21 protein-coding genes are annotated in these 23,222 nt (G+C 64.0%); 12 read left to right on the top strand and 9 right to left on the bottom strand.

Annotated features, from left to right (window positions below; all coding sequences use genetic code 11):
- Positions 1–34 precede the first annotated feature (34 nt).
- The 3 genes from coaE to C3B44_RS06205 all read left to right on the top strand — a co-directional run bounded on the left by coaE (position 35) and on the right by C3B44_RS06205 (position 1,657).
- Positions 35–631, top strand: coding sequence for a dephospho-CoA kinase (coaE, locus tag C3B44_RS06215; protein ID WP_108431610.1), 597 nt, complete (start codon positions 35–37; stop codon positions 629–631).
- 96 nt (positions 632–727) lie between these two features.
- Entirely contained in the window at positions 728–1,099 is a 372-nt protein-coding gene (locus C3B44_RS06210) for a DUF4259 domain-containing protein (protein WP_108431609.1), read from the top strand.
- A gap of 75 nt (positions 1,100–1,174) precedes the next feature.
- Positions 1,175–1,657 (top strand): ferritin, encoded by a 483-nt coding sequence (locus C3B44_RS06205; protein WP_108431608.1) that lies wholly within the window; start codon positions 1,175–1,177, stop codon positions 1,655–1,657.
- A gap of 60 nt (positions 1,658–1,717) precedes the next feature.
- Here C3B44_RS06205 and C3B44_RS06200 read toward each other — a convergent pair whose 3' ends face one another.
- The 3 genes from C3B44_RS06200 to C3B44_RS06190 form a co-directional block, all read right to left on the bottom strand.
- Positions 1,718–1,981: a hypothetical protein gene (locus C3B44_RS06200; protein WP_108431607.1), complete on the bottom strand. Its 264-nt coding sequence runs from the start codon at positions 1,979–1,981 to the stop codon at positions 1,718–1,720.
- A 77-nt stretch (positions 1,982–2,058) separates the two neighbouring features.
- The gene (bioD, locus tag C3B44_RS06195) at positions 2,059–2,739 is read right to left on the bottom strand and encodes a dethiobiotin synthase (protein WP_108431606.1); all 681 of its coding nucleotides are present in this window, start codon (positions 2,737–2,739) and stop codon (positions 2,059–2,061) included.
- Positions 2,736–3,992, bottom strand: a complete 1,257-nt coding sequence (locus C3B44_RS06190; RefSeq protein ID WP_108431605.1) for an adenosylmethionine--8-amino-7-oxononanoate transaminase — start codon at positions 3,990–3,992, stop codon at positions 2,736–2,738. Before C3B44_RS06190 ends, bioD begins: the two co-directional genes overlap by 4 nt.
- A 1,417-nt stretch (positions 3,993–5,409) precedes the next feature.
- On the opposite strand from C3B44_RS06190, the gene uvrB reads away from it, so the two are divergent.
- The 3 genes from uvrB (at position 5,410) to C3B44_RS06175 (ending at position 8,582) form a co-directional block, all read left to right on the top strand.
- Positions 5,410–7,512 (top strand): excinuclease ABC subunit UvrB, encoded by a 2,103-nt coding sequence (uvrB, locus tag C3B44_RS06185; RefSeq protein ID WP_108431604.1) that lies wholly within the window; start codon positions 5,410–5,412, stop codon positions 7,510–7,512.
- 87 nt (positions 7,513–7,599) lie between these two features.
- Entirely contained in the window at positions 7,600–8,049 is a 450-nt protein-coding gene (locus C3B44_RS06180; RefSeq protein WP_108431603.1) for a universal stress protein, read from the top strand.
- A 92-nt stretch (positions 8,050–8,141) separates the two neighbouring features.
- Positions 8,142–8,582 (top strand): universal stress protein, encoded by a 441-nt coding sequence (locus C3B44_RS06175; protein ID WP_108431602.1) that lies wholly within the window; start codon positions 8,142–8,144, stop codon positions 8,580–8,582.
- A 21-nt stretch (positions 8,583–8,603) separates the two neighbouring features.
- Here C3B44_RS06175 and C3B44_RS06170 read toward each other — a convergent pair whose 3' ends face one another.
- The 3 genes from C3B44_RS06170 to C3B44_RS06160 form a co-directional block, all read right to left on the bottom strand.
- Positions 8,604–10,814 carry a HelD family protein gene (locus C3B44_RS06170; RefSeq protein ID WP_108431601.1) on the bottom strand — a complete coding sequence of 737 codons (2,211 nt, stop codon included), beginning with the start codon at positions 10,812–10,814 and terminating at the stop codon, positions 8,604–8,606.
- A 140-nt stretch (positions 10,815–10,954) separates the two neighbouring features.
- Entirely contained in the window at positions 10,955–11,914 is a 960-nt protein-coding gene (locus C3B44_RS06165) for a DoxX family protein (RefSeq protein WP_108431600.1), read from the bottom strand.
- 72 nt (positions 11,915–11,986) lie between these two features.
- Positions 11,987–12,595 carry an MBL fold metallo-hydrolase gene (locus C3B44_RS06160; protein ID WP_108432592.1) on the bottom strand — a complete coding sequence of 203 codons (609 nt, stop codon included), beginning with the start codon at positions 12,593–12,595 and terminating at the stop codon, positions 11,987–11,989.
- Positions 12,596–12,692: 97 nt separating this feature from the next.
- Between C3B44_RS06160 and uvrA the strand changes: the two genes are divergently transcribed.
- The 5 genes from uvrA to rplT all read left to right on the top strand — a co-directional run bounded on the left by uvrA (position 12,693) and on the right by rplT (position 18,023).
- Positions 12,693–15,542, top strand: coding sequence for an excinuclease ABC subunit UvrA (gene uvrA / locus C3B44_RS06155; protein WP_108431599.1), 2,850 nt, complete (start codon positions 12,693–12,695; stop codon positions 15,540–15,542).
- A gap of 99 nt (positions 15,543–15,641) precedes the next feature.
- Complete coding sequence (locus C3B44_RS06150; RefSeq protein WP_108431598.1) at positions 15,642–16,532, top strand: hypothetical protein; 891 nt, start codon at positions 15,642–15,644, stop codon at positions 16,530–16,532.
- Between the two features lie 283 nt (positions 16,533–16,815).
- Entirely contained in the window at positions 16,816–17,337 is a 522-nt protein-coding gene (infC, locus tag C3B44_RS06145; RefSeq protein WP_108431597.1) for a translation initiation factor IF-3, read from the top strand.
- 41 nt (positions 17,338–17,378) lie between these two features.
- Entirely contained in the window at positions 17,379–17,573 is a 195-nt protein-coding gene (gene rpmI, locus C3B44_RS06140; protein WP_108431596.1) for a 50S ribosomal protein L35, read from the top strand.
- Between the two features lie 66 nt (positions 17,574–17,639).
- Positions 17,640–18,023, top strand: coding sequence for a 50S ribosomal protein L20 (gene rplT, locus C3B44_RS06135; protein ID WP_108431595.1), 384 nt, complete (start codon positions 17,640–17,642; stop codon positions 18,021–18,023).
- 667 nt (positions 18,024–18,690) lie between these two features.
- Here rplT and C3B44_RS06130 read toward each other — a convergent pair.
- The 3 genes from C3B44_RS06130 to C3B44_RS06125 are packed head-to-tail and all read right to left on the bottom strand — an operon-like array spanning position 18,691 to position 21,150.
- The gene (locus C3B44_RS06130) at positions 18,691–19,170 is read right to left on the bottom strand and encodes a FadR/GntR family transcriptional regulator (RefSeq protein ID WP_235840457.1); all 480 of its coding nucleotides are present in this window, start codon (positions 19,168–19,170) and stop codon (positions 18,691–18,693) included.
- Positions 19,080–19,418, bottom strand: a complete 339-nt coding sequence (locus C3B44_RS11915; protein WP_235840456.1) for a FadR/GntR family transcriptional regulator — start codon at positions 19,416–19,418, stop codon at positions 19,080–19,082. The genes C3B44_RS06130 and C3B44_RS11915 overlap by 91 nt, the downstream gene beginning before the upstream one ends.
- A 22-nt stretch (positions 19,419–19,440) precedes the next feature.
- Entirely contained in the window at positions 19,441–21,150 is a 1,710-nt protein-coding gene (locus tag C3B44_RS06125; protein ID WP_199222431.1) for an L-lactate permease, read from the bottom strand.
- A gap of 192 nt (positions 21,151–21,342) precedes the next feature.
- On the opposite strand from C3B44_RS06125, the gene C3B44_RS06120 reads away from it, so the two are divergent.
- Complete coding sequence (locus C3B44_RS06120; RefSeq protein WP_108431593.1) at positions 21,343–23,211, top strand: FAD-dependent monooxygenase; 1,869 nt, start codon at positions 21,343–21,345, stop codon at positions 23,209–23,211.
- Positions 23,212–23,222: the final 11 nt, after the last annotated feature.

Genomic DNA, 23,222 nt, shown 5'->3' with positions numbered 1-23,222 from the left:
CACTAGCACTGGCACTGGTGGGTAGCATGGCGTCATGCGCATCATCGGGTTGACAGGTGGAATCGGCAGCGGCAAGTCGACCGCCGCAACAATGCTCGCCGAGGCGGGTTTTCCCGTCATCGACGCGGACAAGCTCGCCCGCGAGGTCGTCGAGCCGGGTATGCCGGCACTCCGCGAGCTCGCCGAGGCGTTTGGCGAGGACATCCTCGATGGAAAGGGTGCTTTGCGACGCAGCCTGCTCGCCGAAAGGGCCTTTTCCAGCAAGGAGAACACCGAGCGGCTCAACGCCATCACGCACCCGGCGATTCGGCGCCTGCAGCAGCAACGCATCCAGGAGGCGGCAGACGCCGGTGCGCACACCGTCATCTATGACATGCCGCTGCTCATCGAGCAGGGGTTGGATGAGGAGATGGATCTCACCGTGGTGGTGCATACGGATCGGCAGCTGCGCATCGAGCGCCTGGAAAGCGCTCGCGGCATCTCTCCTCAGGACGCGGCTCGGCGGATGGACGCGCAGGTCGACGATGAGACGCGGTTAAGCAAGGCGGATGTGGTGCTCGATAATTCCGGGACGTTGGAAGAATTGGCGCAGCAGGTGGATAGGCTCGTCGATAAGCTCAAAAAGAGTTAAAGGTTTGGTGGCAATACCAATTTTCCGCATGTTCGTCGCGTGGTGTTCACGTGTTGTCCAACCCCGATTCATTCACGCGTTTTAATATGCGCAGTCATGGGATTCTGGGATGTGGGACCATTCGATAACAGCGCGGCCCTCGAGTTGGTCGAGGACCTGCGCGCTGGGCGCTTTTCGCTCGATGTGTTCCGCTTCCGCTGTGCCGGTTCGGCGGCCCCAGATGCCGACGACGCCGCCGTCGTCATCGCCCTCAACGCCTTGCTCACCCGCCCCGAGGAGCGCCCTGCCGGTATCGGTGAGGCGGAGCTCGCGGAAATCGACACCGCCTTCAACAGGTCGTGGTTGCGTAAACAGGCCCGCGAGATTCTGGATGCGGAGCACTCCTCGCTCTACGCCCATTGGGAGGCGACCGGAGAGGCCGAAGAGTGGGTGCGCGCCACCCGGGGGCTGACCCGAATCCTGCGTTGAACAGTGGGTTTATGTGACGCAGGCCGCTTAACGAAAAAAGTGCTCACAAGCGCGAATTTCGGTAGGCTTTGTCGCATGAAGCTAAACGACACCTTGGAGCAAGCCTTCAACGAACAGATCACCCTGGAGCTCGCCGCGTCCAGCGTCTACCGCCAGCTCGCCATCGAGCTCGACCTGCTCGACCTCACCGGCATGGCCTCCTGGATGCGTCGCCAGTCCGCGGAGGAGATCGAGCACGCCGAGAAGTTCATCGCGCACCTCGATGCCCGCGACAACCAGGCGCAGATTGGCGTCATCGACAAGCCGGAGGTCAAGATCACCTCCGCCGTCGAGGCATTCGAGATCGCCCTCGAGCACGAGCGTGAGGTCTCGAAGTCCATCCGCGCGCTGCGCAAGCTGTGCGACGAGGAGGGCGACGTCGATTCCCGCCCGCTGCTCGACGACTTCTTGACCGAGCAGATCAGCGAGGAAGACACGGTGCGCACCATCATCGGTCGCCTCCGCATCGTCGGCAACGACGGTTCCGGAATCCTGCGTGTCGACGATGAGCTCGCCTAAGCGAGCGCCGCAGCCACAGCGATAGGGCCACGATCCACTGGGAGGATCGTGACCCTTTTTTTAAGCCGTGCCGCGCAGTTCGTCGGAATAGTTGAGCAGGTCCTCGCTGTCGACCATGCCCGCATACAGGGCGCGCTGCAGCTTGTTCACCACGAGCGGGCAGTTCTTGCAGCGCACCGTCTTCTTGCAGCAGCGCTTCTTCGGCGTGAGGTTGGCTTGGCGCAGGCCTTCGAGGGGGTCGCGGCGGCTCGCATCATAAATGTCGAGCGCAGACCCGTAGCGCTGGATCTTCCGCGAATTGCATGTGCGCTTCTTCTTAGCCATGTCGCAATAGTAATAGATATAACAATCTTTAACCATCGTGGTCACCGTCTCGGGGGTAGGGTAGCCATGCCTAAGCTCTATACGCAGCACGAAGAGTGCGAGCGGGGGATGGTGATCGACCGCCGCGCGAGCTCGTCGAACTCCCGGGGGTTAAGCCCGCCGGCACCTTCCGGCACACAGCCCCACACAGGCACGTCGGTAAGCCGCGGGAGCTCGTCGAGGTTGAGGAGGATCGTCTTATCCGGATCCGCCGGGATGCTTCCGCCGATCAGGCCGGTGACGCGAAGGCCGCGCCGCTGCGCCTCGTTGACGGTCAGCTCCGCGCTGTTGAGACAGCCCAACGTCACGCTGGTGACCACCACGACGTCGGCATGGAGCGCTGCGGCGATGTCGGCGAGGGTGAGGTCGTCGGCAAGCCGGACCAGGAGGCCGCCTGCGCCTTCGACCAGCAGGACGCGCCCCGGTGCATCGAGGGCCCGGATCCAGGTGGTGGTCTCCGCGAGCGTCGGCGGGCGCATCCCGGCGCGCGCGGCGGCGAGGTTCGGGGCCAGGGGCTCGGGGTAGCGAATCATCTCCGCGGTCTCTACTCGGGCGAGGCGGGCCACGGTGAACGCGTCGCCGGAGCCTTCGGGCTCACCGGTCTGCACTGGCTTGGCGACGACGACGTCCCAGCCGCGTGCTCGATACACGCAGGCCAGCGCCGCGGTGGCGACGGTCTTGCCCACATCGGTGCCGGTGCCGGTCACGATCAGGATCATGAGATGCTCCCAGCGACGGCGGCGCGCATGGCACGGGTGATCGCGGCGATCTCCTCTGAGGTCGAGATATACGGCGGCATGGCGTAGATGAGGCGACCGAAGGGGCGGATCCACACGCCGTGGTTGACGGCGGCGGCTGTGGCGGCGGCCATGTCCACCTCGTCGACGAGTTCGATGACACCGATGGCGCCGAGGACGCGGACATCGGCCACGCCGGGTGTGTCGGAAAGTGGGGCGAGGCCGTCGATAAGCTCCTTTTCGATGCGGGGCACCTGCCGACGCCAGTCGCCCTCGGCGATGAGGGCGGTGGATTCGGCGGCGACGGCGCAGGCCAGAGGATTGGCCATGAAGGTGGGGCCATGCATGAGTGCAGAAGGCTCCATGGTCTTGGCGACGCGCTCAGTGGCCAGCGTGGCGGCGAGGGTGACAAATCCGCCGGTAAGCGCCTTGCCGACGCAGAGGATGTCCGGAACAACGCCGTTGTCGAGGGTGGTGAACAGCGCTCCGGTGCGCCCGAAGCCGGTGGCGATCTCATCGGCGATCATTAAGATGCCGTGCTCCTGGCAGAGGCGGTGGACGCCGCGGACGAGCTCGGCGTCGTGGAAGCGCATGCCCCCGGCGCCCTGGACGACGGGTTCGATGATGACGGCGGCGATGGAGTCGTCGATAAGCGCGGCGAAGCGCTCGAGGTAGTCGCCGGGATCGCTGCCGCGCACCGGCGGGGCGGGGGCGAAGCGTTGGGTGGCCACCGCATCGCCCCACAGCGCATGCATGCCGCCGTCGGGGTCGCAGACGCTCATGGCCTCGAAGGTGTCGCCGTGGTAACCGGAGCGCCAGGTAAGCAGCCGGGTGCGCTCGGGGTGGCCGGCGCCGCGGGAGTATTGCAGGGCCATCTTGATGGCGACCTCCACACCGACCGAGCCGGAATCCGAGTAGAAGACTTGGTCGTAGTTCTGGCCCGTGAGATCCAGGAGGTTAGCGGTGAGACGGGCGGCCGGTTCGTGGGTGATCCCACCGAACATGACGTGGCTCATCTGATCGATCTGTCGGCGTGCGGCCGCGATCAAGCGGGGGTGGGAATGGCCGTGGCAGGCGGCCCACCAGGAGCTCATGGCGTCGAGAAGGATGCGGCCATCGGTGAGTGTGAGCTGAGTTCCCTGGGCAGAGTCGACGATGAGCGTGTCCGCGCCTGGGGCGGCGTAGGGATGCCAGATGTGCGCGGCGTCGATGCCGGCGATCTCTTCGGGAGTCATAGGGTGCGCGGATCTCCTCACTGTTGAACGACGTTCAACGATTGGTTATGGAAACCCTAACACGCTTCGATCTGGGACTCGGCTGTAGGCGTGGCCATGGTTTGAGGGAGCTCGATATCGGTGTTTAGGGCAGGCGGCCGCGTTGTAAGGGGAATAGCAAACAAGCTATGGGGCGGGCGACGGATTAAACCGAGGATCGATAGCGGGTGATTATGTCGAGCGCGTTCCTGGTTGGGCGTCCTGACGCTGTTATCGAGTGTGGTTCCTCCAGGGGCAGTTTGCATTACCCCATAGCCGCCATCTTCATCGATGAGTCACCCGACCGGTGGTCTATGTTGCCTATGGGGGACTACTCGCGGAGGTGGAAATCCGCCTAGGTGACTATGCCGCGGCATAGTGCGGAGTCGGTTTTTATGCACGTGCGTAATCGAGAATCGATGGATTCCGGGGGATTGATAGGTAAACGAGACACACCTCACTAGAGATCTCTGGTTTTACGCGCGTGCGTAAAACGGGACCGGACTTCTTCACCCTCCGCCCTCTTGGGGCCACCCCAACGGCCCTGCAACCAGAACAGTTCCAGGCTCCCTATGCCGCGGCATAGTGCGGAGTCGGGTTTACGCACGTGCGTAATCGGAAATCGATAGATCTCGGAGAATTGATAGGTAGGCGAAACACGCTGTCGCCTGAGGCCTTTAGTTTTTACGCACGTGCGTAATCGAGAATCGATGAATGCCGACGAACTCATAGGAGCAAGCGACACACCTCACCAGAGAGATCGAGTTTTACGCACGCGCGTAAACCCTCCGCCGGTTGGTAGCGCCGCGAGCGTCCCGTTGCCGCTTGCACAGCAAGCACTGGTGCCGCCACACTCGAAGGTCTGTTGAGTGTCGGGGGGAGCTTGACGCAACCCACTGCGTCGCCGGGACCTGCGCTGTGGCGGCCGGGACCGGATGGCTGCTGCCAACTACACCTGCTGCCAACTACTCGGAAACCGTGGTTACCGTCTTGCCGGAGAAGCGTTAGCAACAAACCGCATATGGCACCCGTCATCCAAGGCAGCTATCTAAGGCGGCGGGCAGTCGGCCAGATGGCCGCTGGCGGGGAGATGTGTGAACTCATCGACCACCGCTGCGCTGAGGGTGCCCAGGGAATACAGAGGCGACTGAGCCATTCCCGAAGTTTGGGGTGGGATCCCTGAGCGAATAAAAGAATCCGAATCTACTCGTATCCGGATGAAGACCGCTGAGAGGACCAATACACCTCCGAGAATGGAGGACCACGTATGTGCCAGATCGAATATGTGTAAGCAGATTGGCCGAAAGCATAGACAGAGGGAAACGCCGGAGAAACCCACACCACATCCACGCGGCGAACCCTAATTCGCTTCCGCACCAATCCGAGTAGCCTGGATCCCATGGCATTTGCAGCTGAACGCCCGGTCATTCCGCACTCCGATTTCCGCCCCGTCGGCGAGGTCGAACGCACGGAGGGCGAGTTCGAGGTCATCAGTGAATACGAGCCCGCCGGCGACCAGCCGACCGCTATCGCGGAGCTCGACGAAAGGCTGCGCAACGGGGAAGAGGACGTCGTGCTCCTCGGTGCGACCGGTACGGGTAAGTCGGCGACGGCGGCGTGGCTCATCGAGAAGCAACAGCGCCCCACTCTCGTCATGGCGCCCAACAAGACGCTGGCCGCCCAGCTGGCCAACGAGCTGCGCGAACTCTTGCCGAACAACGCCGTCGAATACTTCGTCAGCTACTACGACTACTACCAACCCGAGGCCTACGTCGCGCAGACGGACACCTACATCGAGAAGGACTCCTCGATCAACGACGACGTCGAGCGCCTGCGCCACTCGGCGACCTCGGCGCTGCTCTCGCGCCGCGATGTCGTCGTGGTCTCCTCTGTCTCCTGCATCTACGGCCTGGGCACCCCGCAGTCCTACCTGGATCGCTCCCTGGTGTTGCGTATCGACGAAGAGATCGACCGCGACCGCTTCCTCCGCCTGCTCGTGGACATCCAGTACGAACGCAACGACTATGAGTTCAAGCGCGGCTCCTTCCGCGTCAAGGGCGATACCGTCGACATCATCCCCGCCTACGAAGAGGTCGCCGTGCGCATCGAGTTCTTCGGCGACGATATCGACGCGCTCTACTACATCCACCCCTTAACCGGTGAGGTCATCCGCCAAGTCGACGAGGTGCGCATCTTCCCGGCCACCCACTACGTCGCCGACGAGCATCGCATGCAGCAGGCGATCAACTCCATCAAAGAGGAACTCGAGGAGCGCCTGGCGGATCTCGAAAACCGCGGCAAGCTGCTCGAGGCACAGCGGTTGCGCATGCGCACGGAATATGACCTGGAGATGATCGAGCAGGTCGGTTTCTGCTCCGGCATCGAGAACTACTCGCGGCACATGGACGCGCGCGAGGCGGGCAGCGCGCCGGCCACGCTCGTCGATTACTTCCCGGAGGACTTCCTCACGATTATCGACGAGTCGCACGTCACCGTCCCCCAGATCGGCGGCATGTTCGAAGGTGATATGTCGCGCAAGCGCAACCTCGTTGAGCACGGCTTCCGCCTGCCCTCGGCGCTGGATAACCGGCCGCTGACCTTCGAGGAGTTCGAGGAGCGCGTCGGCCAGACCGTCTACATGTCCGCCACCCCCGGCGACTACGAGTTGGCGGCCGCCGGCGGCGAGTTCGTCGAGCAGGTCATCCGCCCCACCGGGCTGGTCGACCCCAAGGTCGACGTACGCCCCACCGAAGGCCAGATCGACGATCTTATCGACGAAATCCGCACCCGCACCGAGCGCGACGAGCGCGTGCTGGTCACCACCCTGACCAAACGAATGGCCGAGGACCTCACCGACTACCTGCTGGAAAACGGCATCAAGGTCCGCTACCTGCACTCGGATATCGACACCCTCGAGCGCGTCGAGCTTTTGCGCCAGCTGCGCCTGGGGGAGTACGACGTGCTCGTCGGCATCAACCTGCTGCGCGAGGGCCTCGACCTGCCGGAGGTCTCCTTAGTGGCCATCCTCGATGCCGACAAAGAAGGCTTCCTGCGCTCGACGAAGTCGCTCATCCAGACCATCGGCCGTGCCGCGCGTAACGTCTCCGGCGCGGTGGTCATGTACGCCGACAGCATCACCGAGTCGATGCAGTACGCCATCGACGAGACCGAGCGCCGCCGGGAGAAGCAGCTGGCCTACAATAAGGAACACGGCATCGACCCGACCCCGCTGCGCAAGAAGATCGCGGACATCTTAGACCAGGTCTACGAGAACACCGGAGACGAGCAGGAGGCGCCGACGGTGCATGCGGATGCGGCGGTCGTCGATAAGCCCGATACGTCCACCATGGCCCAGGATGAGCTGCAGTCCTACATCGACGATCTCTCCAACCAGATGGCGGAGGCCGCCCGCGAGCTGAAGTTCGAGTTGGCCGGTCGTCTGCGCGATGAGATCGCCGATTTGAAGAAGGAACTGCGGGGGGTGCGCGAAGCGGGAATCTAGTCCGCCGCGGCGCACCTGCTGTGCTATTAAGGAATCAATAGGCAAGTCTCGCGCGCTTCGGCGCGCCAGTGTAAGGAGCACGAAAACATGTACAGCTACAAGACCCTCGTGGTAGGCACCGACGGTTCCGATACCTCGCTCGTCGCCGTGCGGCACGCGGCCGCCATGGCCCGCGCCTTCGACGCGACACTGGTTATCGTGTGTGCCTTCTACAGCAACTCCGGCTCGCTGCTGAACTCCCCGAACCGGAACGTCTCCACCCTGCCGGTCGTCAGCGACAACCGCGCCGACGAGTACCTCCGCGAGGCCGAGGCCATCGCCCGCGAGGAAGAGGTCACCGACATCAAGCTCGAGCGCCGCTCCGGCACCCCGGTCAACGCCCTGCTCGCCGCGGTGGAGGACACCAGCGCGGACGCCATCGTCATCGGCAACAAGGGCATGTCGTCTTTGACCGGCCGCGTCTTCGGCAACATCCCGACCGAGATCGCTCGCCGCTCCACCTGCGACGTTGTCCTGGTCCAGACCGAGGACAAGTAACCCCGCCCGGGCGCCGCGGGTGAAAAGCCGGCGTCCTTGATTGCTAAAGTAATCCCCGAGCTGTTGCTGGAACGGAGTTTGAAAGGATCACCATGAGTGATTACGCCAGGATCGTCGTGGGCACCGACGGATCGAAGTCGTCCATGCTCGCCGTCGAGCGCGCCGCCCGCCTCGCCGCGGCCTTCGACGCCCGGCTGATCATCGGTTGCGCCTACTACGAGAACAAGGAAGAGGCGAACAAGGCGCTGCGCCAGGACTCCGTGACCATCCTCGGCGATGAGAACGCCCAGAAGAACCTCGAGGCCGGCGCCGATCACGCGCGCAGCTTCGGCGTCGAGAACATCGAGCTGGCCGTGCGCTCCGGCACCCCGGTCCAAGCGCTCATGTCGATCGTCAACGACAACAACGCGGACCTTTTGGTGGTGGGCAACCGCGGGATTAACTCCCTGACCGGCCGCCTGCTCGGTTCCGTGCCCGCGGACGTCGCGCGTCAGTCCGACTGCGACGTCATGATCGTGCACACGGTCAAATAAAACGCTAGGGAAGTAAAGGCCCTACACCGCATCGGGCAGCGGCCCGATCACCGTCAGGCTCTGCGTGGCGCGGGTGACCGCCACGTAGAGGTCCTGCCAGCCCTGCGGGGAGGCTTCGACGATCTCTGTGGGACGCACCACCACCACGTGGTCGAACTCCAGGCCCTTGATCTCGGCTACGTTGCTAGCGTCGATCACCTTGACCAGGCCCTCATCGAAGCTGAGCGTAGCCGGGTCCGTGTCCTCTGGCAGGTAGTTCACCTCGCGGCCGGATTCGCGGATGGCCTCGGCCGGAGCGGCCTCCGGGTCGATGACGGCCAGAATCCGGTTGGCCACCTGCATGATCTCCACGGGGGTGCGGTAGTTCACCGTGAGCTCGTGCAGGCGGAAACGCGTGCCGACGAAGTCCGCCAACGCCTCCTCCCAGGACTCGATACCCGCCGGCGACGAGGTCTGCGCGGTATCGCCTACCAGCGTCATCCACCGGGCAGGCGAGCGCCGAAACACCATCCGCCACTCCATAGGCGTGAGCTCCTGGGCCTCGTCGACGATCACGTGCCCGTACGCCCAGTCGTGGTCTTCGCGGGCACGCTGCGCGGTCGAACGCTGATCCCGCACCTCCTGCCGGCGCGCGAGCGTTTCCGCATCGATCACGTCCGCGGCCGAGAGGATCTCGGCTTCGAAGAGGTCATCGTCATTGTCCGTGCTATCGGAAGACGAGAGGATGTCGATCGCGTTCTCCGCGTCCTCGAGCTCCTGGCGCCACGCGGCGCGGGCCTCGTCGCCTTCCTCCTCCGTCACCGTGGTGGGGGCGTCGCCGATGAGCTCACGCAGCTCGTCGAGAAGCGCGGCGTCCGAGGCCTGCCACCCGGTGCCTTCCGGCCGGTACAGCGCGGCGTGGGTGTCCTCGTCATAGCCGGCCGCCGCCGAGGCGATCGCGTCCTTGTCGCTGAGCAGCGCCGCGAGTACCCCGGTGGGGGTGAGCACGGGGAAGAACTCGTCGATTAACGCGTTGACCTGGTCTTCTTCGGCGAGGTCGTCGTGGAGCTGGTCCACATCCGCGCCCGAGAGCAGGTTATCACCACCTAAAGGATCGGCGCCGATGCGTTCGGCGAGCTGGTGGGCGAGCTGGTCGATGAGGTGCTCGGCAAAAAGCCTGCGCGCGACGTTGTGCGGTTTCCGCGAGCGACGCGCCCGCGTGCGCGCGGCCTTGACCATCGCGGCATCCACGCGCAGCTCGATCGACCCGGAACGCACCGTGCGCGCACGTGTGGGCAGGACCTGGTAGTCACGCACCGCCTGGGTGAGGATGGTGACCATCTCGGCCGAGCCCTTGACCTCACGCGAGAGCAGCGATTCCTCGGCGGTAGGGCTAATCCCCGGATACATCTCGCCGACGGTGCTGAGCACCACGCCCGTCTCGCCGAGCTCCGGGAGCACCCGAGAAATGTAGTCGAGGAACGTCGCATTCGGCCCGACGATGAGCACGCCGGTCGACGAGAGCCGCTCGCGGTAGGTGTAGAGCAGATACGCCACCCGGTGCAGCGCGACGGCCGTCTTGCCGGTGCCAGGCCCGCCGTTGACCACCATGACCCCGCGGTTGGGATCGCGGATGATCGCGTCTTGCTCGCGCTGGATCGTCTCGACGATCGAGCGCATATGCCCCGTACGCGCCGCATTCATGGCCCGGTGTAGCGCGACCTCGCTGCCCACGCCGCCGCGATCGTCACCGATATCGGCACCGGAGAGGACCTCGTCGTCGACACCCGTGACCGTCCGGCCGCGGGTGCGGATGTGCCGGCGGGTGCGCACGCCTTCGGGCTGGGCGGTCGTCGCTAAGTAGAAAGGACGAGCCATGGGCGCGCGCCAGTCGAGCAGCAGGGTGCGGTAGTTGTCCTCGCGGTCGTCGAGACCCATGCGGCCGATGTAGCGGCGATCGACGCTCTCGTCGCCGTCGGCGGGATTTTCCACCTCCTCGGTCTCGATGTCGATGCGGCCGAACACCAGGCCGAGCTGGGCGAGGTTGAGGCGGTCGAGCTTGGAGTTCAGCGAGTGATACTCGGTCTCGCGGCGCATGAGCGCATCGACGTTATCGGGGTTCGCCGGGTCCACCTCGGCCTGGACAACGGCGAGGCGCTCGTTAGCACGCCGGACCTCCGCGTCCAGGCGGGCGAAGAGGCCGTCCACATATGCCTGTTCCGCGCGGATCTCGGCGGAATCCGGCTTGCCCATGCCACACCTCGCTTCTCGACGTCAAAGGCCTCCAGTTTAACAGCCCCACACAAAACGCCCGCCGGCTGCGGCCCTCGGAAAGAAGAGGGCGCAAAAGGCGGGCGGTGGGTGGCTAGGCTGCGGCTAGCCGAAGGGGCGAGTTAGTCTTCGAACTTCTTGATGGCGCGGCGGATGACCTTGTCGGCCTCGTTCTGCAGCTTCAGGGCCTTGTTGGCGGCACGGTTGCCACCGCGGCCGTGCTTCTTCTCCGCCTTCTGCGCGGCGTCCTGGGCGCGCTTCTGCGCCTTGCGGGCCTTCTTCACCAGGCCCTTCTTGGCGAGCTTCGAGTCGTCCTGGATCTGGTCGAGCCACTTGCGGCCGTCCTTGCGGGCGGTCTCGGCCCACTTCGGGGCGTTCTTCTGCACGTCGTCGGCCAGGGCGCGGCCCTGCTCGCGAGCCTGGTCGAAGAACTGGCCGGCGCTGGCGGCGGCGGACTGGGCCTGCTTCTTCCAGTCGTCCTTGTTCTCATCGACGTAGTCGCTGACGTCGCTGTAGACCTTCTGCGCGGCGTCCTGGGCCTGGTTGGCCTTGGACGAGATCCACTCGCTGGCGTTGTCCAAGGCGCTCTCGGACTCGGACTGGGTGGGCAGCGCCTTCTGGATGGACTTCTGGGCATCCTGCGCCGCGTGGGAGGCGCGCCACGCCAGGCCCGGCTTGCCCTGGGTGTCCATGGAAGTAATGCCCAGGCCGCCGAGCAGGGCGACGTGGGTGAGGAAGCCATTGCGCTTGGAGGACTTCTCCTTGGAGTCATCGGACTCCCAGAAGGCGTAGCGGCCCACGATGGTGGGCACGGTGGTGGCCGCGAGCAGACCGGCGGATAGGCGCGGGAACTTGCCGATGGCCAGCAGGGAGCCAGCGCCGACCTTGGTGCCGCCGAGGATGCGGGCGATCAGCTCGGGGTTGTCGGGGGCCTGCTTGGCGTAGTCGCGCGGCAGGGCAGCACGCAGCTTGTCGAGCACCGACTGCGTCTCATCGACGTGGGCCTGGGTGTTCGCCAGGGTATCGACGCCGTCCACGATGTAGACGGACGCGAGCATCGGGCGGGCGATCTTACGGATCATGTCAGTTGCTCCTTGCATTGCTTATGTTTCGCCGTCCCACTGTACCTGTTTCGGAGGCGGCGGGTGCGGGAATTACCAGCGACGCTCCCACCACTCGTCGAGCTTCGGGCGCTCTGCGCCGAGAGTGGTGGAATCCCCGTGGCCGGGGTAGACGATGGACTCGTCGCGGAAGACCTCGAAGAGGCGGTCGCGGACGTCCTTGAACAGGCGGATGAAGTTGCCCTCGGAGTAGGTCTTGCCCACGCCGCCGGGAAACAGGCTGTCGCCGACGAAGAGGCAGGGCACGCCGTTGATACGCGCCGCCACGCCGGCACCGCCGGGGGTGTGGCCGCGCAGGATGAAGACCGGCAGCTCGTGGCCTGCGAAGTCGATGGTGTCGCCGTGATCGAGCTCGACGTCGACCGGGCTGGGCAGCGCCGGTGAGTCGAGAAAGGAGCTTAAGTGGCGGGCACCGGTGCGCTCGAGGATCTCGGGCAGCGCGCGGGTGTGGTCCTCGTGGCGGTGAGTGGTCAGCACGTTGGTGATCTTCACCCCGACCTCCTTCGCCATGTCCATGATGGCGTCGGCGTTGTCGGCGGCGTCGATAAGCAGCCCCTCGGTGTCGTCGTGCAAAAGATAGACGTTATTGTCCATGTCGCCGACGGAGATATGGGCGAGTTTCAGTTCCTCATTGGCAGTCATGAAGCCCAGCGTAGCGAGCACCGGGAATATCCTCACCGTGGCGATCGCTGGTATGTTCGGATATGTTTGCCACCGACGAGAAAGGCGGGGCCCTTACGTGGCTGATCGCATCACAGTGCAGGGAGCGCGCGAGCACAACCTCAAGGATGTCGACGTCGAACTGCCACGCGACAAAATGGTCGTGTTCACCGGGTTGTCCGGATCCGGAAAGTCTTCGCTGGCGTTCGACACCATCTTCGCGGAGGGCCAGCGCCGCTATGTCGAATCCTTAAGCTCATATGCCCGCATGTTCTTAGGGCAGATGGATAAGCCCGATGTGGACTACATCGACGGGCTGTCGCCGGCGGTGTCCATCGACCAGAAGTCGACGAACCGCAACCCGCGCTCGACGGTGGGCACCATCACCGAGATCTATGACTACCTGCGTCTGCTCTTCGCGCGCGCGGGCACGCCGCACTGCCCGGTGTGCGACGAAGCCATTGAGCGCCAGACCCCGCAGCAGATCGTCGACCAGGTGCTAGAGGCCGAGGAGCGCACCAAATTCCAGGTGCTCGCGCCGGTGGTGCGCACCCGCAAGGGCGAGTTCGTCGACCTGTTCAGCGACCTCGCCTCGCAGGGCTTCAACCGCGTGCGGATCGACGGCGAGATGCACCAGCTCTCCGACCCGCCGAAGCTGAAGAAGCAGATCAAGCACGACATCGACGTCGTCATCGACCGGCTGACGGTGAAAGCCTCCCAGAAGCAGCGCCTCACCGACTCCGTCGAGCAGGCCCTCAAGCTTGCCGACGGCCTCGTGGTCATCGACTGGGTCGAACGCGAGGAGGACGACCCGGAGCGCAGCCGCATCTTCTCCGAGAAGATGGCGTGCCCGAACGGCCACGAGATCGACCTCGACGAGTACGAGCCGCGCGCCTTCTCCTTCAACTCGCCTTATGGCGCCTGCCCGGCGTGCGAGGGCATCGGCACCCGCAACGAGGTGGACATCGACCTGGTGATCCCGGACCCGGACGCCCCGGCGAACGCGTGCGTGCAGCCGTGGACCTCCTCGCCGAACAAGAAGTACTTCGAGAAGCTTATCGACGGCCTCGCCAGCGAAATGGGCTTCGACCCCACGACGCCGTTCTCGGAGCTGAGCGCCAAGCAGCGCAAGGCGATCGTCAACGGCATCGACATCCAGGTCTCGGTGCGCTACAAGAATCGCTTCGGGCGGATGCGCAACTGGTCCGCGCCCTTCGAGGGCGTGCGCGGCTGGATGAGCCGGAAGCTCGAGCAGGCCGACTCGGAGCACCAGAAGGAACGCTTCCTCGCTTATACTCGCCAGGTCGCGTGCCCGACGTGTAACGGCACCCGCCTCAAGCCGGAAATCCTTGCGGTGCGGGTCGCTGATCGCAGCGGCCGGGAACTCTCGATCGCCGGGCTCACCGAGCTGTCCATCGAGGACTCCTCGGCGTACCTGGCCGAGCTCGAGCTCGATCACCGCGAGAAGATGATCGCCGAGCCCGTGCTGCGGGAGGTCCAGGCCCGGCTGCAGTTTCTTATCGACGTCGGCCTGACCTACCTCACCCTCGACCGCGCCGCCGGCACGCTCTCCGGTGGCGAGGCGCAGCGTATCCGGCTCGCCACGCAGATCGGCGCCGGGCTCGCCGGCGTGCTCTATGTGCTCGACGAGCCCTCGATCGGCTTGCACCAGCGCGACAACCAACGCCTCATTGCCACGCTGAAGAAGCTGCGCGACCTTGGCAACACGCTCGTTGTCGTCGAGCACGACGAGGAGACCATCCGCGAGTCCGACTGGCTTGTCGATGTCGGCCCCTTCGCCGGCGAATACGGCGGCGAGATCATCTACCAGGGTGAGCCCGCCGGCATCGAAAACGTAGAGAACTCGTTGACCGGTGACTACCTCTCCGGCCGCAAGGTGCTGGGGGTGCCACAGTCGCGGCGGGCCGTCGATAAGCAACGCCAGCTCAAGATTGTCGGCGCCCGCGAGAACAACCTCAACAACGTGGATGTCTCCATCCCGCTGGGGCTGTTGGTGTGCGTGACGGGTGTCTCGGGCTCGGGCAAGTCGACGCTCATCAACGAGATCCTGGCGAAGAACCTGGCCAACATGCTCAACCGGGCCCGCCAGGTGCCGGGCCGGGCCAAGCGCGTCGAGGGCGCCGAGCACCTGGATAAGCTCATCCAGATCGACCAGTCGCCGATCGGGCGCACGCCTAGGTCGAACCCGGCGACGTATACGGGGGTGTTCGATAAGATCCGCAACCTTTTCGCCGAGACCCAGGACGCGAAGGTGCGTGGTTACAGCGCGGGCCGGTTCTCCTTCAACGTCAAGGGCGGGCGCTGCGAGGCGTGCCACGGCGACGGCACCCTGAAGATCGAGATGAACTTTTTGCCCGATGTCTACGTCCCGTGTGAGGTCTGTGGGGGAGCGCGCTATAACCGCGAGACCCTCGAAGTGAAGTACAAGGGCAAGAACATCTCCGAGGTCCTCGAGATGCCGATCTCCGAGGCCGCCGAGTTCTTCGAGCCCATCGGATCGATCCACCGTTACCTGAACACGCTCGTCGAGGTGGGGCTCGGTTACGTGCGCCTCGGCCAGTCCGCGACGACGCTGTCCGGCGGTGAGGCGCAACGCGTGAAGCTCGCCTCGGAGCTGCAGAAGCGCTCGAAGGGCCGCACCATTTACATCCTCGACGAGCCGACCACCGGCCTGCACTTCGAGGACGTGCGCAAGCTGATGCTCGTGGTCCAGTCGCTCGTGGGCAAGGGCAACACGGTGCTCATCATCGAGCACAACCTCGATGTGATCAAGTCTGCAGACTGGATTATCGACATGGGTCCCGAAGGCGGGTCCGGTGGTGGGCGAGTGGTCGCCGAAGGCACACCGGAGGATGTCGCCCAAGTGGAGGCCTCGCATACCGGCCGCTTCCTGCGCGAGCTGCTGTAGAAAACGCTGTAGAAAACGTCCCGCTGTCCGGCGCCGGCAACAGTGAGGGGGCTATAGTGACTGCCATACCTAGTGGACATCTAGAGAGGCAGGTCACAGGTGAACTCGAAGACGCGTCTCACCGGGCTGATAAGCATTGCGTGCACGGCGGCACTCAGCGCCTGCACGATTCCCGCCAGTGAAGAGGTCGCCGCTCCGGCCACAAGCGCCGCGCTGCCGACCGCGACGACCACCTCTCGTATCGCACCCGAGGACGCCTTCGCAGAGCTGGCAGAAGAGCTTGAGGAGCTCATCGCCTCGGTCAACGACGAGTATGAGGTGGATGCCGGGATCGCGCTTTCCGACGGCGAGCACGTCGCCCACGCCGGCGTCGACGGGGAGTCTTCCGCGTGGTCCACGATCAAGGTGCCCATCGCCATCGCCGCCACCCAGAACGGCCTAGAAGACGACTCCGTCATCGAGCTGGCCATCACCGAGTCCGACAACGACGCCTCCCGCATCCTCTGGAACTTCCTCGGCGATACCGAAACCGCCGCCCTCGCGGCCGAGGAGGTGATGGTGGAAGGCAACGGCCCCAGCACCCTCTACGACACCGTGACCACCTACTACGGCTCGTCTTTCGGAAACGCGAGCTGGCCGCTGATCAACCAGGCTCGCTTCGCCGCCAACCTGGAGTGCATCGACGGGGCCGGGCCGACCTACGCGGCGATGGGCGACATCGTCGAGTGGCAGTCCGACGGCCTCGCCGGCCTCGACGACGCCCACGTTAAAGGTGGCTGGTCAGATGAGCTCGAGACCGCCAACGAATACCTCTACACCTACCGACAGCTCGGCGCGGTGGTCACCGATAGTGGCACCGTCGGCGTGGCCATCATCGCGCACCCCGACGACGGCTCCCACGAAACCGCCCGCGCCGCCCTCGACGAGCTGACCGCGGCGTTCAAAGATATGCTTGACGACGACCGCATCCCGACACGCACCGAGTGCTGATTTGGTACTGCCCGTGCGGGGTGCTAGTGTTTAAGCCACTACCACCCGTGAGCTCTTTATTGAGGCTCGGGTCGCAAGCGGAGATCATCCCACCCCATACCGTCCGCACCAGGATTGGTTAAGGGTCAAGAGTAGATGCCATAGACGTGGCGTCTTTCTCGGTGAAGTATCTCCGCCGGTCCTTCCAAGAAGGATCCGGCGGTTTTTCTTTGCCGTTAAGGGAATCCTCACGCTTTCGACGCGGTAGCGTATCTCGTTTACCACATCAACTTGAGGAGTCCACATCAGCTCTGAAGCTCGCATCAATGAGCGCATCCGCATTCCGGAGGTCCGTCTGATCGGCCCGTCCGGCGAGCAGGTTGGTGTCGTGCGCACCGACGATGCCCGCAAGGTCGCCTACGAGGCTGACCTCGACCTAGTCGAGGTGGCCCCGAACGCGAAACCGCCGGTCGCCAAGATCATGGACTACGGCAAGTACAAGTATGAGCAGGCCCAGAAGGCCCGCGAATCCCGTAAGAACCAGCAGCAGACTGTGGTCAAGGAACAGAAGTTCCGCCCCAAGATTGATGAGCATGACTACGAGACCAAGAAGGGTAACGTGGTCCGCTTTCTCGAGAAGGGCAACAAGGTCAAGGTCACCATCATGTTCCGTGGTCGTGAGCAGTCTCGTCCGGAGCTCGGTTTCCGGATCCTCGACCGCCTGGCGGAAGAGGTTGCTGACGTCGGCACCGTGCAGAGCCGCCCGAAGCAGGACGGCCGTAACATGACCATGGTTCTGGGACCTGTCCGCAAGGGTAAGAAGTAGCACCTGTCTCCGAAGACAACCGTCGATTAAGGACTATCTCCATGAAGCAGAAGACCCACAAGGGCGCCGCTAAGCGCATCAAGACCACCGGCAAGGGCAAGCTGCGCCGTGACCAGGCCGGCAAGCGCCACCTGATGGAGTCGATGTCCTCCAAGCGTCGCCGTCACCTCAAAGGCTCGACCGACGTCGCCAAGGCGGACACCAAGCGCATGAAGCGCCTTCTCGGCAAGGCCTAACCCAGGCTTTTTCCGTCTTTCGCATCAGCACAACCGACTCCCAACAATTGAAGGAAGTATTCACCCATGGCACGTGTGAAGCGTTCCGTTAACGCCAAGAAGAAGCGCCGCGCGATTCTGAAGTCCGCCAAGGGCTACCGCGGTCAGCGCTCCCGCCTGTACCGCAAGGCCAAGGAGCAGTGGCTGCACTCGCACACCTACGCCTTCCGCGACCGCCGCGCTCGCAAGGGGCAGTTCCGCAAGCTGTGGATCCAGCGCATCAACGCCGCTGCCCGCCTCAACGACATCACCTACAACCGTCTGATCCACGGCCTGCGCTTGGCCGAGATCGACGTTGACCGCAAGATCCTCGCCGAGCTCGCCGTCAACGACTTCGGTGCCTTCTCCGCACTGTGCGAGGCCGCCAAGGCCGCACTGCCGGAGGACGTCAACGCTCCGAAGGTTGCCTAAACGAGTATTCTCCACGCTTGTGTGAGAGGTGTGAGCCCCGTTCACCTTTTGGTGGGCGGGGCTTTTGGCGTGGCTGGGCGGTTGTTCCTGGGGGGGGTTGTTTCTCGGCGAGCCGCAAATGCTTGAAGGAAGAACCTTGAAGGACGCGTCCCTTAAACTTCTTCCTTCAAGGGTTTGTGCGCCAGTAGCACCAGCCCGTACTAAAAGGCGCGTCACGGAGAGCCAATCACCCTAGAGCCCATACCCCGGTATCGCGTTCCCACGCCTGGTCGAAAGGACCCTTATAGAAACGAGTCCCGCGAGGTCGAAACGAGGAGTCCTTTCGGTGCACCTGCTTTCGACCAGCGATAGCGCGCTATGAATGCAAGGACGTCCAACCCCGGTTACAGCCAGTTTTGCGCCCATCCCGCGGCACCCGAACACAAATACTTGAAGGAAGAACCTTGAATGACGCGTCCCTTAAGCTTCTTCCTTCAAGGGTTTGTGTGCGGTCCGTGTCTGGAAAACGGCGGGGTATAGCCCTAGGGAACATGAGTGCGTCCGATTTTTACGCACGTGCGTAATCGGGGCTCGCTTCCTCCAACGTGAAGGCCCCCTTCACCCACAATCGTGAACTGCTAAACACGATTGCAGACTTCGAGCTGCCCCTCACCGCAACGGCTAGGCCTTAGCGCGCTCCGCGTGCGCCCAGCCCCGAAGACCACGTGATGTGTTCGCGCAGTAGCTGGCACGCTCGCTCGCCGTCGCGACGCTGAACTGCCTCCAAGATCTTCCAGTGATGGGCCTGCAGCGTGCGGCTCACATCGGACCAGATGTGGAGTTTCGCCACTGTCTCCTGGACGTAGCCGATGGTGGCTTCGCGGATGGAGGTCATCATCGTCTCCAGCACCACGTTGCCGGAGAGCGAGGAAAGCAGGATGTGGAACTGCGCATCGAGTGCGTGGAAGTCGTCGGCGGGCAGCTCAGGATCGTCCATCTGCTCTAAAAGCTCGCGTGCCCGCGCGAGTACCTCCATCCGCTCGGCGGTATCAGGACACCGCGTTTTATCGGCAGCCGTCAACGCCGCCTGTGTCTCAACAGCAGACGCGTATCCACCACGTCGCTGACAGGCAGGGCTTTGGTCGCCACGTGCATCCGTAACGCCCACGCCAGCGCCTCGGAGGGCTCCGAGATTACGATCGCCCCGGAATGAGGCCCGGATCCCACCGAGGATCGCACCAGCCCCATCGCGTCGAGGATGCGGGTGGCCTCGCGTACGGAGGCCCGGGAAATCTGGAACTTCTCCGCGAGCACCCTCTCTCCGGGTAGTTTGTCCCCGATGCGGATCCGCCCTGCGCGCAGCTCGCTCTCTAGCCAGGCGAGGACGGAAGTATAAGCGCGCGGTTTTCGGGACATACCGTAATCTTAGTCACACTGCCTACAACGGCAGCATCCCGGAGAGCACGTTGGACTGCAGGAACACCAGGGTGCACAGCACGAGGAGCAGGCCGAAGGACCACCAGACCACCGAGCGGAAGATGGCGGATTCCTTGCCCTCGAGGTTGACCGCGGTGGCGGCGATGGCTAGGGACTGCGGCGAGATCATCTTGCCCACGACACCGCCGGTGGTGTTCGCCGCGGTCATCAGATACGGGTTCAGGCCGGTCTCTAAGGCGGCGGTCTTCTGCAGGTTGGAGAACAACGCGTTGGCCGAGGTATCCGAACCGGTCACGGCGGTGCCCATCCAGCCCAGGACGGGGGAGAGGAAGGCGAAGGCCGCGCCGAGGTCGGCGACCCAGGTGCCCATCGCGATGGTCTGGCCGGAGAAGTTCATCACGTAGGCCAGCGAGAGCACGCAGACGATGGTCAGCGCGGAGTAGCGCATCTTGTAGAAGCACCGGCCGATCTCAGCGATGGCGTCGGAAACGCGCAGCGGGAAGCGCCCGCCGGCGTCGGCAATCGAGTAGACCACCGCGACAATCAGCCCGGAGATCAGCAGGAGAGTGCCCGGCGACGACAGCCACTGGAAGTTGTAGACGGTGTTCGTCGAGGCGGTGCCATCGGGGTTGAGGATGCGCCCGTCGAGACCCGGCCAGGCGATGGTGATGTCGGTGGAGGCCAGCAGGGCTGGGATATTCACGCCCAGCGTCCACAGCTTCGCGATGCCGAAGATACCCACCACCAAAACGTAGGGGAACACGGCCATCCAGACCCGGCTGGCGCTGAGGGTCTCGGGCGCGGCAGGCTTGTCGACGCCGAGACGCTCCCGCACGTCATCAGCACCCGGCGGTCGCCAGAAACGCAGCAGGATCACGGCCGCCGCCAGGCCGACGAGCGCGGCCACGACGTCAGTGAGCTCGTAGGAGAAGTAGGTCGCGCACCACCACTGGGCGACGGCGAAGGAGCCGCCGATGGCGAGGGCGGCGGGCCAGGCGTCGCGAAGCCCGCGCACGCCATCGATGATGAGCAACAGGAAGAACGGCACGAAGATGGCGAAGAAGGGGGCTTGGTGGCCGACGACGGCGCCGATCTTGGCCGGGTCGAGCCCAGTCAGGGCACCGGCGGTGGTAATCGGGATGGCGACGGCGCCGAAGGCGACGGGGGCGGTGTTCGCCAAGAGCACCACGGTGGCGGTCTTCAGCGGTTTCAACCCGAGGGCGAGGATCATCGTCGCGGTGATCGCCACGGGGGCGCCAAAGCCGGCGAGGGCCTCGAGCAGGCCACCGAAGCAGAACGCGATGAGAATCGCCTGGATGCGCAGGTCCCCGCCGCCGATGGTGTCGAAGATCGTGCGCATGTCTTCGAAGCGGCCGGCCAAGACGGTGACCTGGTAGAACCAGAGCGCCAGGACGACGATCCAGACGATGGGGAAGAGCCCGAAGACCGCGCCCTGGCTGGCGGAGAGAAACGCTAGATCCCAGGGCATGCCGAAGGCGAAGATAGCGATGATCAGTGCGACCGCCAGCGAGATCAGGCCCGCGGTGTGGGCCCGCGCCTTGACGACGAGAAGCATGACGAAAAATGTTATCAACGGCAGGGTGCCGAGCAGTGCGGACAGCGCCAAGCTGTCGCCCACTGCGTCGGGCAGCGTGGTGTAAGTGGACACGAAAAAGCTCCTCGGAAATCCGCTGCGATGTGGTCGGACCATTGTGGTCAGTCCACATGAAGGTATATGTTTCAACTCACATGTGTCAAAAGAATGTGACGTGAATATGTGCCCGGCCGGACGTGTTTTTGACCGAGCAGGACATATCCCGCGCTCACGCTAGGCGGTCAGTGTGAGCTGAATTACCTTCTGGGTTCAACCATCACACCCGATGAGCAGATGAGAGGATATGTGATGCAATTCCACTACGAGGGCTACAGCACCGGTGACCCGCTGCAGATGCGCGCCGAAGGCAGTGGCATCAACCGGCCCAAGGACCTACCCGAGACGATGGATGTGCTCATTGTCGGCGCCGGGCCCGCCGGAACCATCGCCGCGGCGCAGTTGTCGCGCTTTCCGGGCGTCGTCACCCGGCTCGTCGAGCGCCGCGGCCACCGCCTGGAACTGGCGAACGCCGACGGAGTGCACTCGCGCACCATTGAAACCTTCCAGGCCTTCGGCTTCGCCCACGAGATTTTGGCCGAGGCCCACGAGATCACCGACATGGCGTTCTGGAAGCCGAATCCAGAAAACCCGGACGAGATCATCCGAGACAGCAGCACCCGCGAGCTGCCGCAGCACATCAGCGAATTCCCGATGGCGCTGCTGACCCAGACACGCATCATCGATCACTTCAACCGCTTCATGAAGAACTCGCCGACGAGGATGGAACCAGACTACGGCTACGAGTTCATCGACTTCACCGTCGCCGAGGACGCCGACAACGCGAACGTAGATGACTACCCAGTCTCCGTCACCCTGCGCCGGACCAGTGGTGAGCGTGAGGGTGAAGAGGTCACCGTGCGCACCAAGTACCTCGTGGGGGCGGACGGGGCGCGTAGTCAGGTGCGAAAGTCCCTGGGCTACCGCTTGGAGGGTAAGCAGGCCAATCACGCCTGGGGAGTAATGGACATCCACGCCCACACCGACTTTCCGGACGTGCGTAAGAAATGCACCATCAAATTCAGCGTGGGCCGTACCATCTTGTTGATCCCCCGCGAAGGCGGTTACCTCTTCCGCCTCTACGTCGATCTCGGTGAAGTTCCGGACGACGGCAGTAAGGCCGTGCGTGCCACCCCGCTCGAGGACGTCATCGCCACTGCCAATAGCATCATGGCGCCCTATACGGTCGAGGTGAAAAATGTCGTCTGGCACTCCATCTACGAAGTCGGCCACCGCGTGGCCGATCACTTCGACGATCGCGTCTCCGAGAAAACGATAGGCGAGCACCCGCGCATCTTCATCGCCGGAGACGCCTGCCACACCCACAGCGCGAAGGCCGGCCAGGGCATGAACGTCTCCATGCAGGACGGCTTCAATTTAGGCTGGAAGCTCGGACACGTCGCCAGCGGCAACAGCCCGCGCGAACTCTTGCGCACCTATGCCGAAGAACGCGAGGACATCGCCTACAAGCTCATCGACTACGACAAGAACTGGTCCTCACTCATGGCCAAACCCAGCAGCTCGATGGGCAGCGCGCAGGACTTGGAGAATTTCTACCGCGCCAACTCCGAGTTCAACGCGGGGTATATGACCCAGTACGAACCGTCGTCGATCACGATGGACGACCGCTTCCAGCACCTCGCCGAAGGCTTTCCGATCGGCCGGCGCTTCAAGTCCGCCATCGTCGGCCGTGTGTGCGATTTCAACGAGCTCCACCTTGGCCACCAGGCCACCGCTGACGGCCGCGTGCGTGCCTACGTCTTCGCCGACAGTCAGGCGTTGTCCTCTCCAGACTCCGCCCTACACAGGTGGGCGCGGTGGGCGCAAAGGCGGCTGGATCCCACGCTTATCGACGCCAAAGTCACCTATCAGGATCACTACACCACCTTCGATATCTCCGTGGTCCCCGCAGCCTTTCAACCGAAGGTCGGCATTTTCGAGTTGACCAACGTCGAGAATGCCTTCGGCGTGACCGAGAGCCGTGACATCTTCGACGAGCGCGGCCTCTCCCGCAATGGCGTCGTAGTGGTGGTCCGCCCGGACCAGTACGTCAGTGCCGTCTTCCCGCTGGACGATACGGAAGGACTCGAGAAGTTCCTCGCTGGCTATTTCCCCGGCTAGCCTAAGAAGGC

It is taken from the genome of Corynebacterium yudongzhengii (genome assembly GCF_003065405.1).
Lineage (GTDB): Bacteria > Actinomycetota > Actinomycetes > Mycobacteriales > Mycobacteriaceae > Corynebacterium > Corynebacterium yudongzhengii.
This window is presented reverse-complemented; position numbering and strand designations above follow the sequence as displayed.

Coding starts and splice junctions, on each gene's coding strand:
- C3B44_RS06210 (WP_108431609.1), top strand. CDS start 728: ATGGGATTCTGGGATGTGGGACCATTCGATAACAGCGCGGCCCTCGAG.
- C3B44_RS06125 (WP_199222431.1), bottom strand. CDS start 21,150: ATGGTCCGACCACATCGCAGCGGATTTCCGAGGAGCTTTTTCGTGTCC.
- C3B44_RS11915 (WP_235840456.1), bottom strand. CDS start 19,418: ATGTCCCGAAAACCGCGCGCTTATACTTCCGTCCTCGCCTGGCTAGAG.
- rpmI (WP_108431596.1), top strand. CDS start 17,379: ATGAAGCAGAAGACCCACAAGGGCGCCGCTAAGCGCATCAAGACCACC.
- rplT (WP_108431595.1), top strand. CDS start 17,640: ATGGCACGTGTGAAGCGTTCCGTTAACGCCAAGAAGAAGCGCCGCGCG.
- C3B44_RS06190 (WP_108431605.1), bottom strand. CDS start 3,992: ATGACTCCCGAAGAGATCGCCGGCATCGACGCCGCGCACATCTGGCAT.
- bioD (WP_108431606.1), bottom strand. CDS start 2,739: ATGATCCTGATCGTGACCGGCACCGGCACCGATGTGGGCAAGACCGTC.
- C3B44_RS06180 (WP_108431603.1), top strand. CDS start 7,600: ATGTACAGCTACAAGACCCTCGTGGTAGGCACCGACGGTTCCGATACC.
- C3B44_RS06120 (WP_108431593.1), top strand. CDS start 21,343: ATGCAATTCCACTACGAGGGCTACAGCACCGGTGACCCGCTGCAGATG.
- C3B44_RS06200 (WP_108431607.1), bottom strand. CDS start 1,981: ATGGCTAAGAAGAAGCGCACATGCAATTCGCGGAAGATCCAGCGCTAC.
- C3B44_RS06205 (WP_108431608.1), top strand. CDS start 1,175: ATGAAGCTAAACGACACCTTGGAGCAAGCCTTCAACGAACAGATCACC.
- coaE (WP_108431610.1), top strand. CDS start 35: ATGCGCATCATCGGGTTGACAGGTGGAATCGGCAGCGGCAAGTCGACC.
- C3B44_RS06170 (WP_108431601.1), bottom strand. CDS start 10,814: ATGGGCAAGCCGGATTCCGCCGAGATCCGCGCGGAACAGGCATATGTG.
- C3B44_RS06175 (WP_108431602.1), top strand. CDS start 8,142: ATGAGTGATTACGCCAGGATCGTCGTGGGCACCGACGGATCGAAGTCG.
- uvrB (WP_108431604.1), top strand. CDS start 5,410: ATGGCATTTGCAGCTGAACGCCCGGTCATTCCGCACTCCGATTTCCGC.
- C3B44_RS06165 (WP_108431600.1), bottom strand. CDS start 11,914: ATGATCCGTAAGATCGCCCGCCCGATGCTCGCGTCCGTCTACATCGTG.
- C3B44_RS06160 (WP_108432592.1), bottom strand. CDS start 12,595: ATGACTGCCAATGAGGAACTGAAACTCGCCCATATCTCCGTCGGCGAC.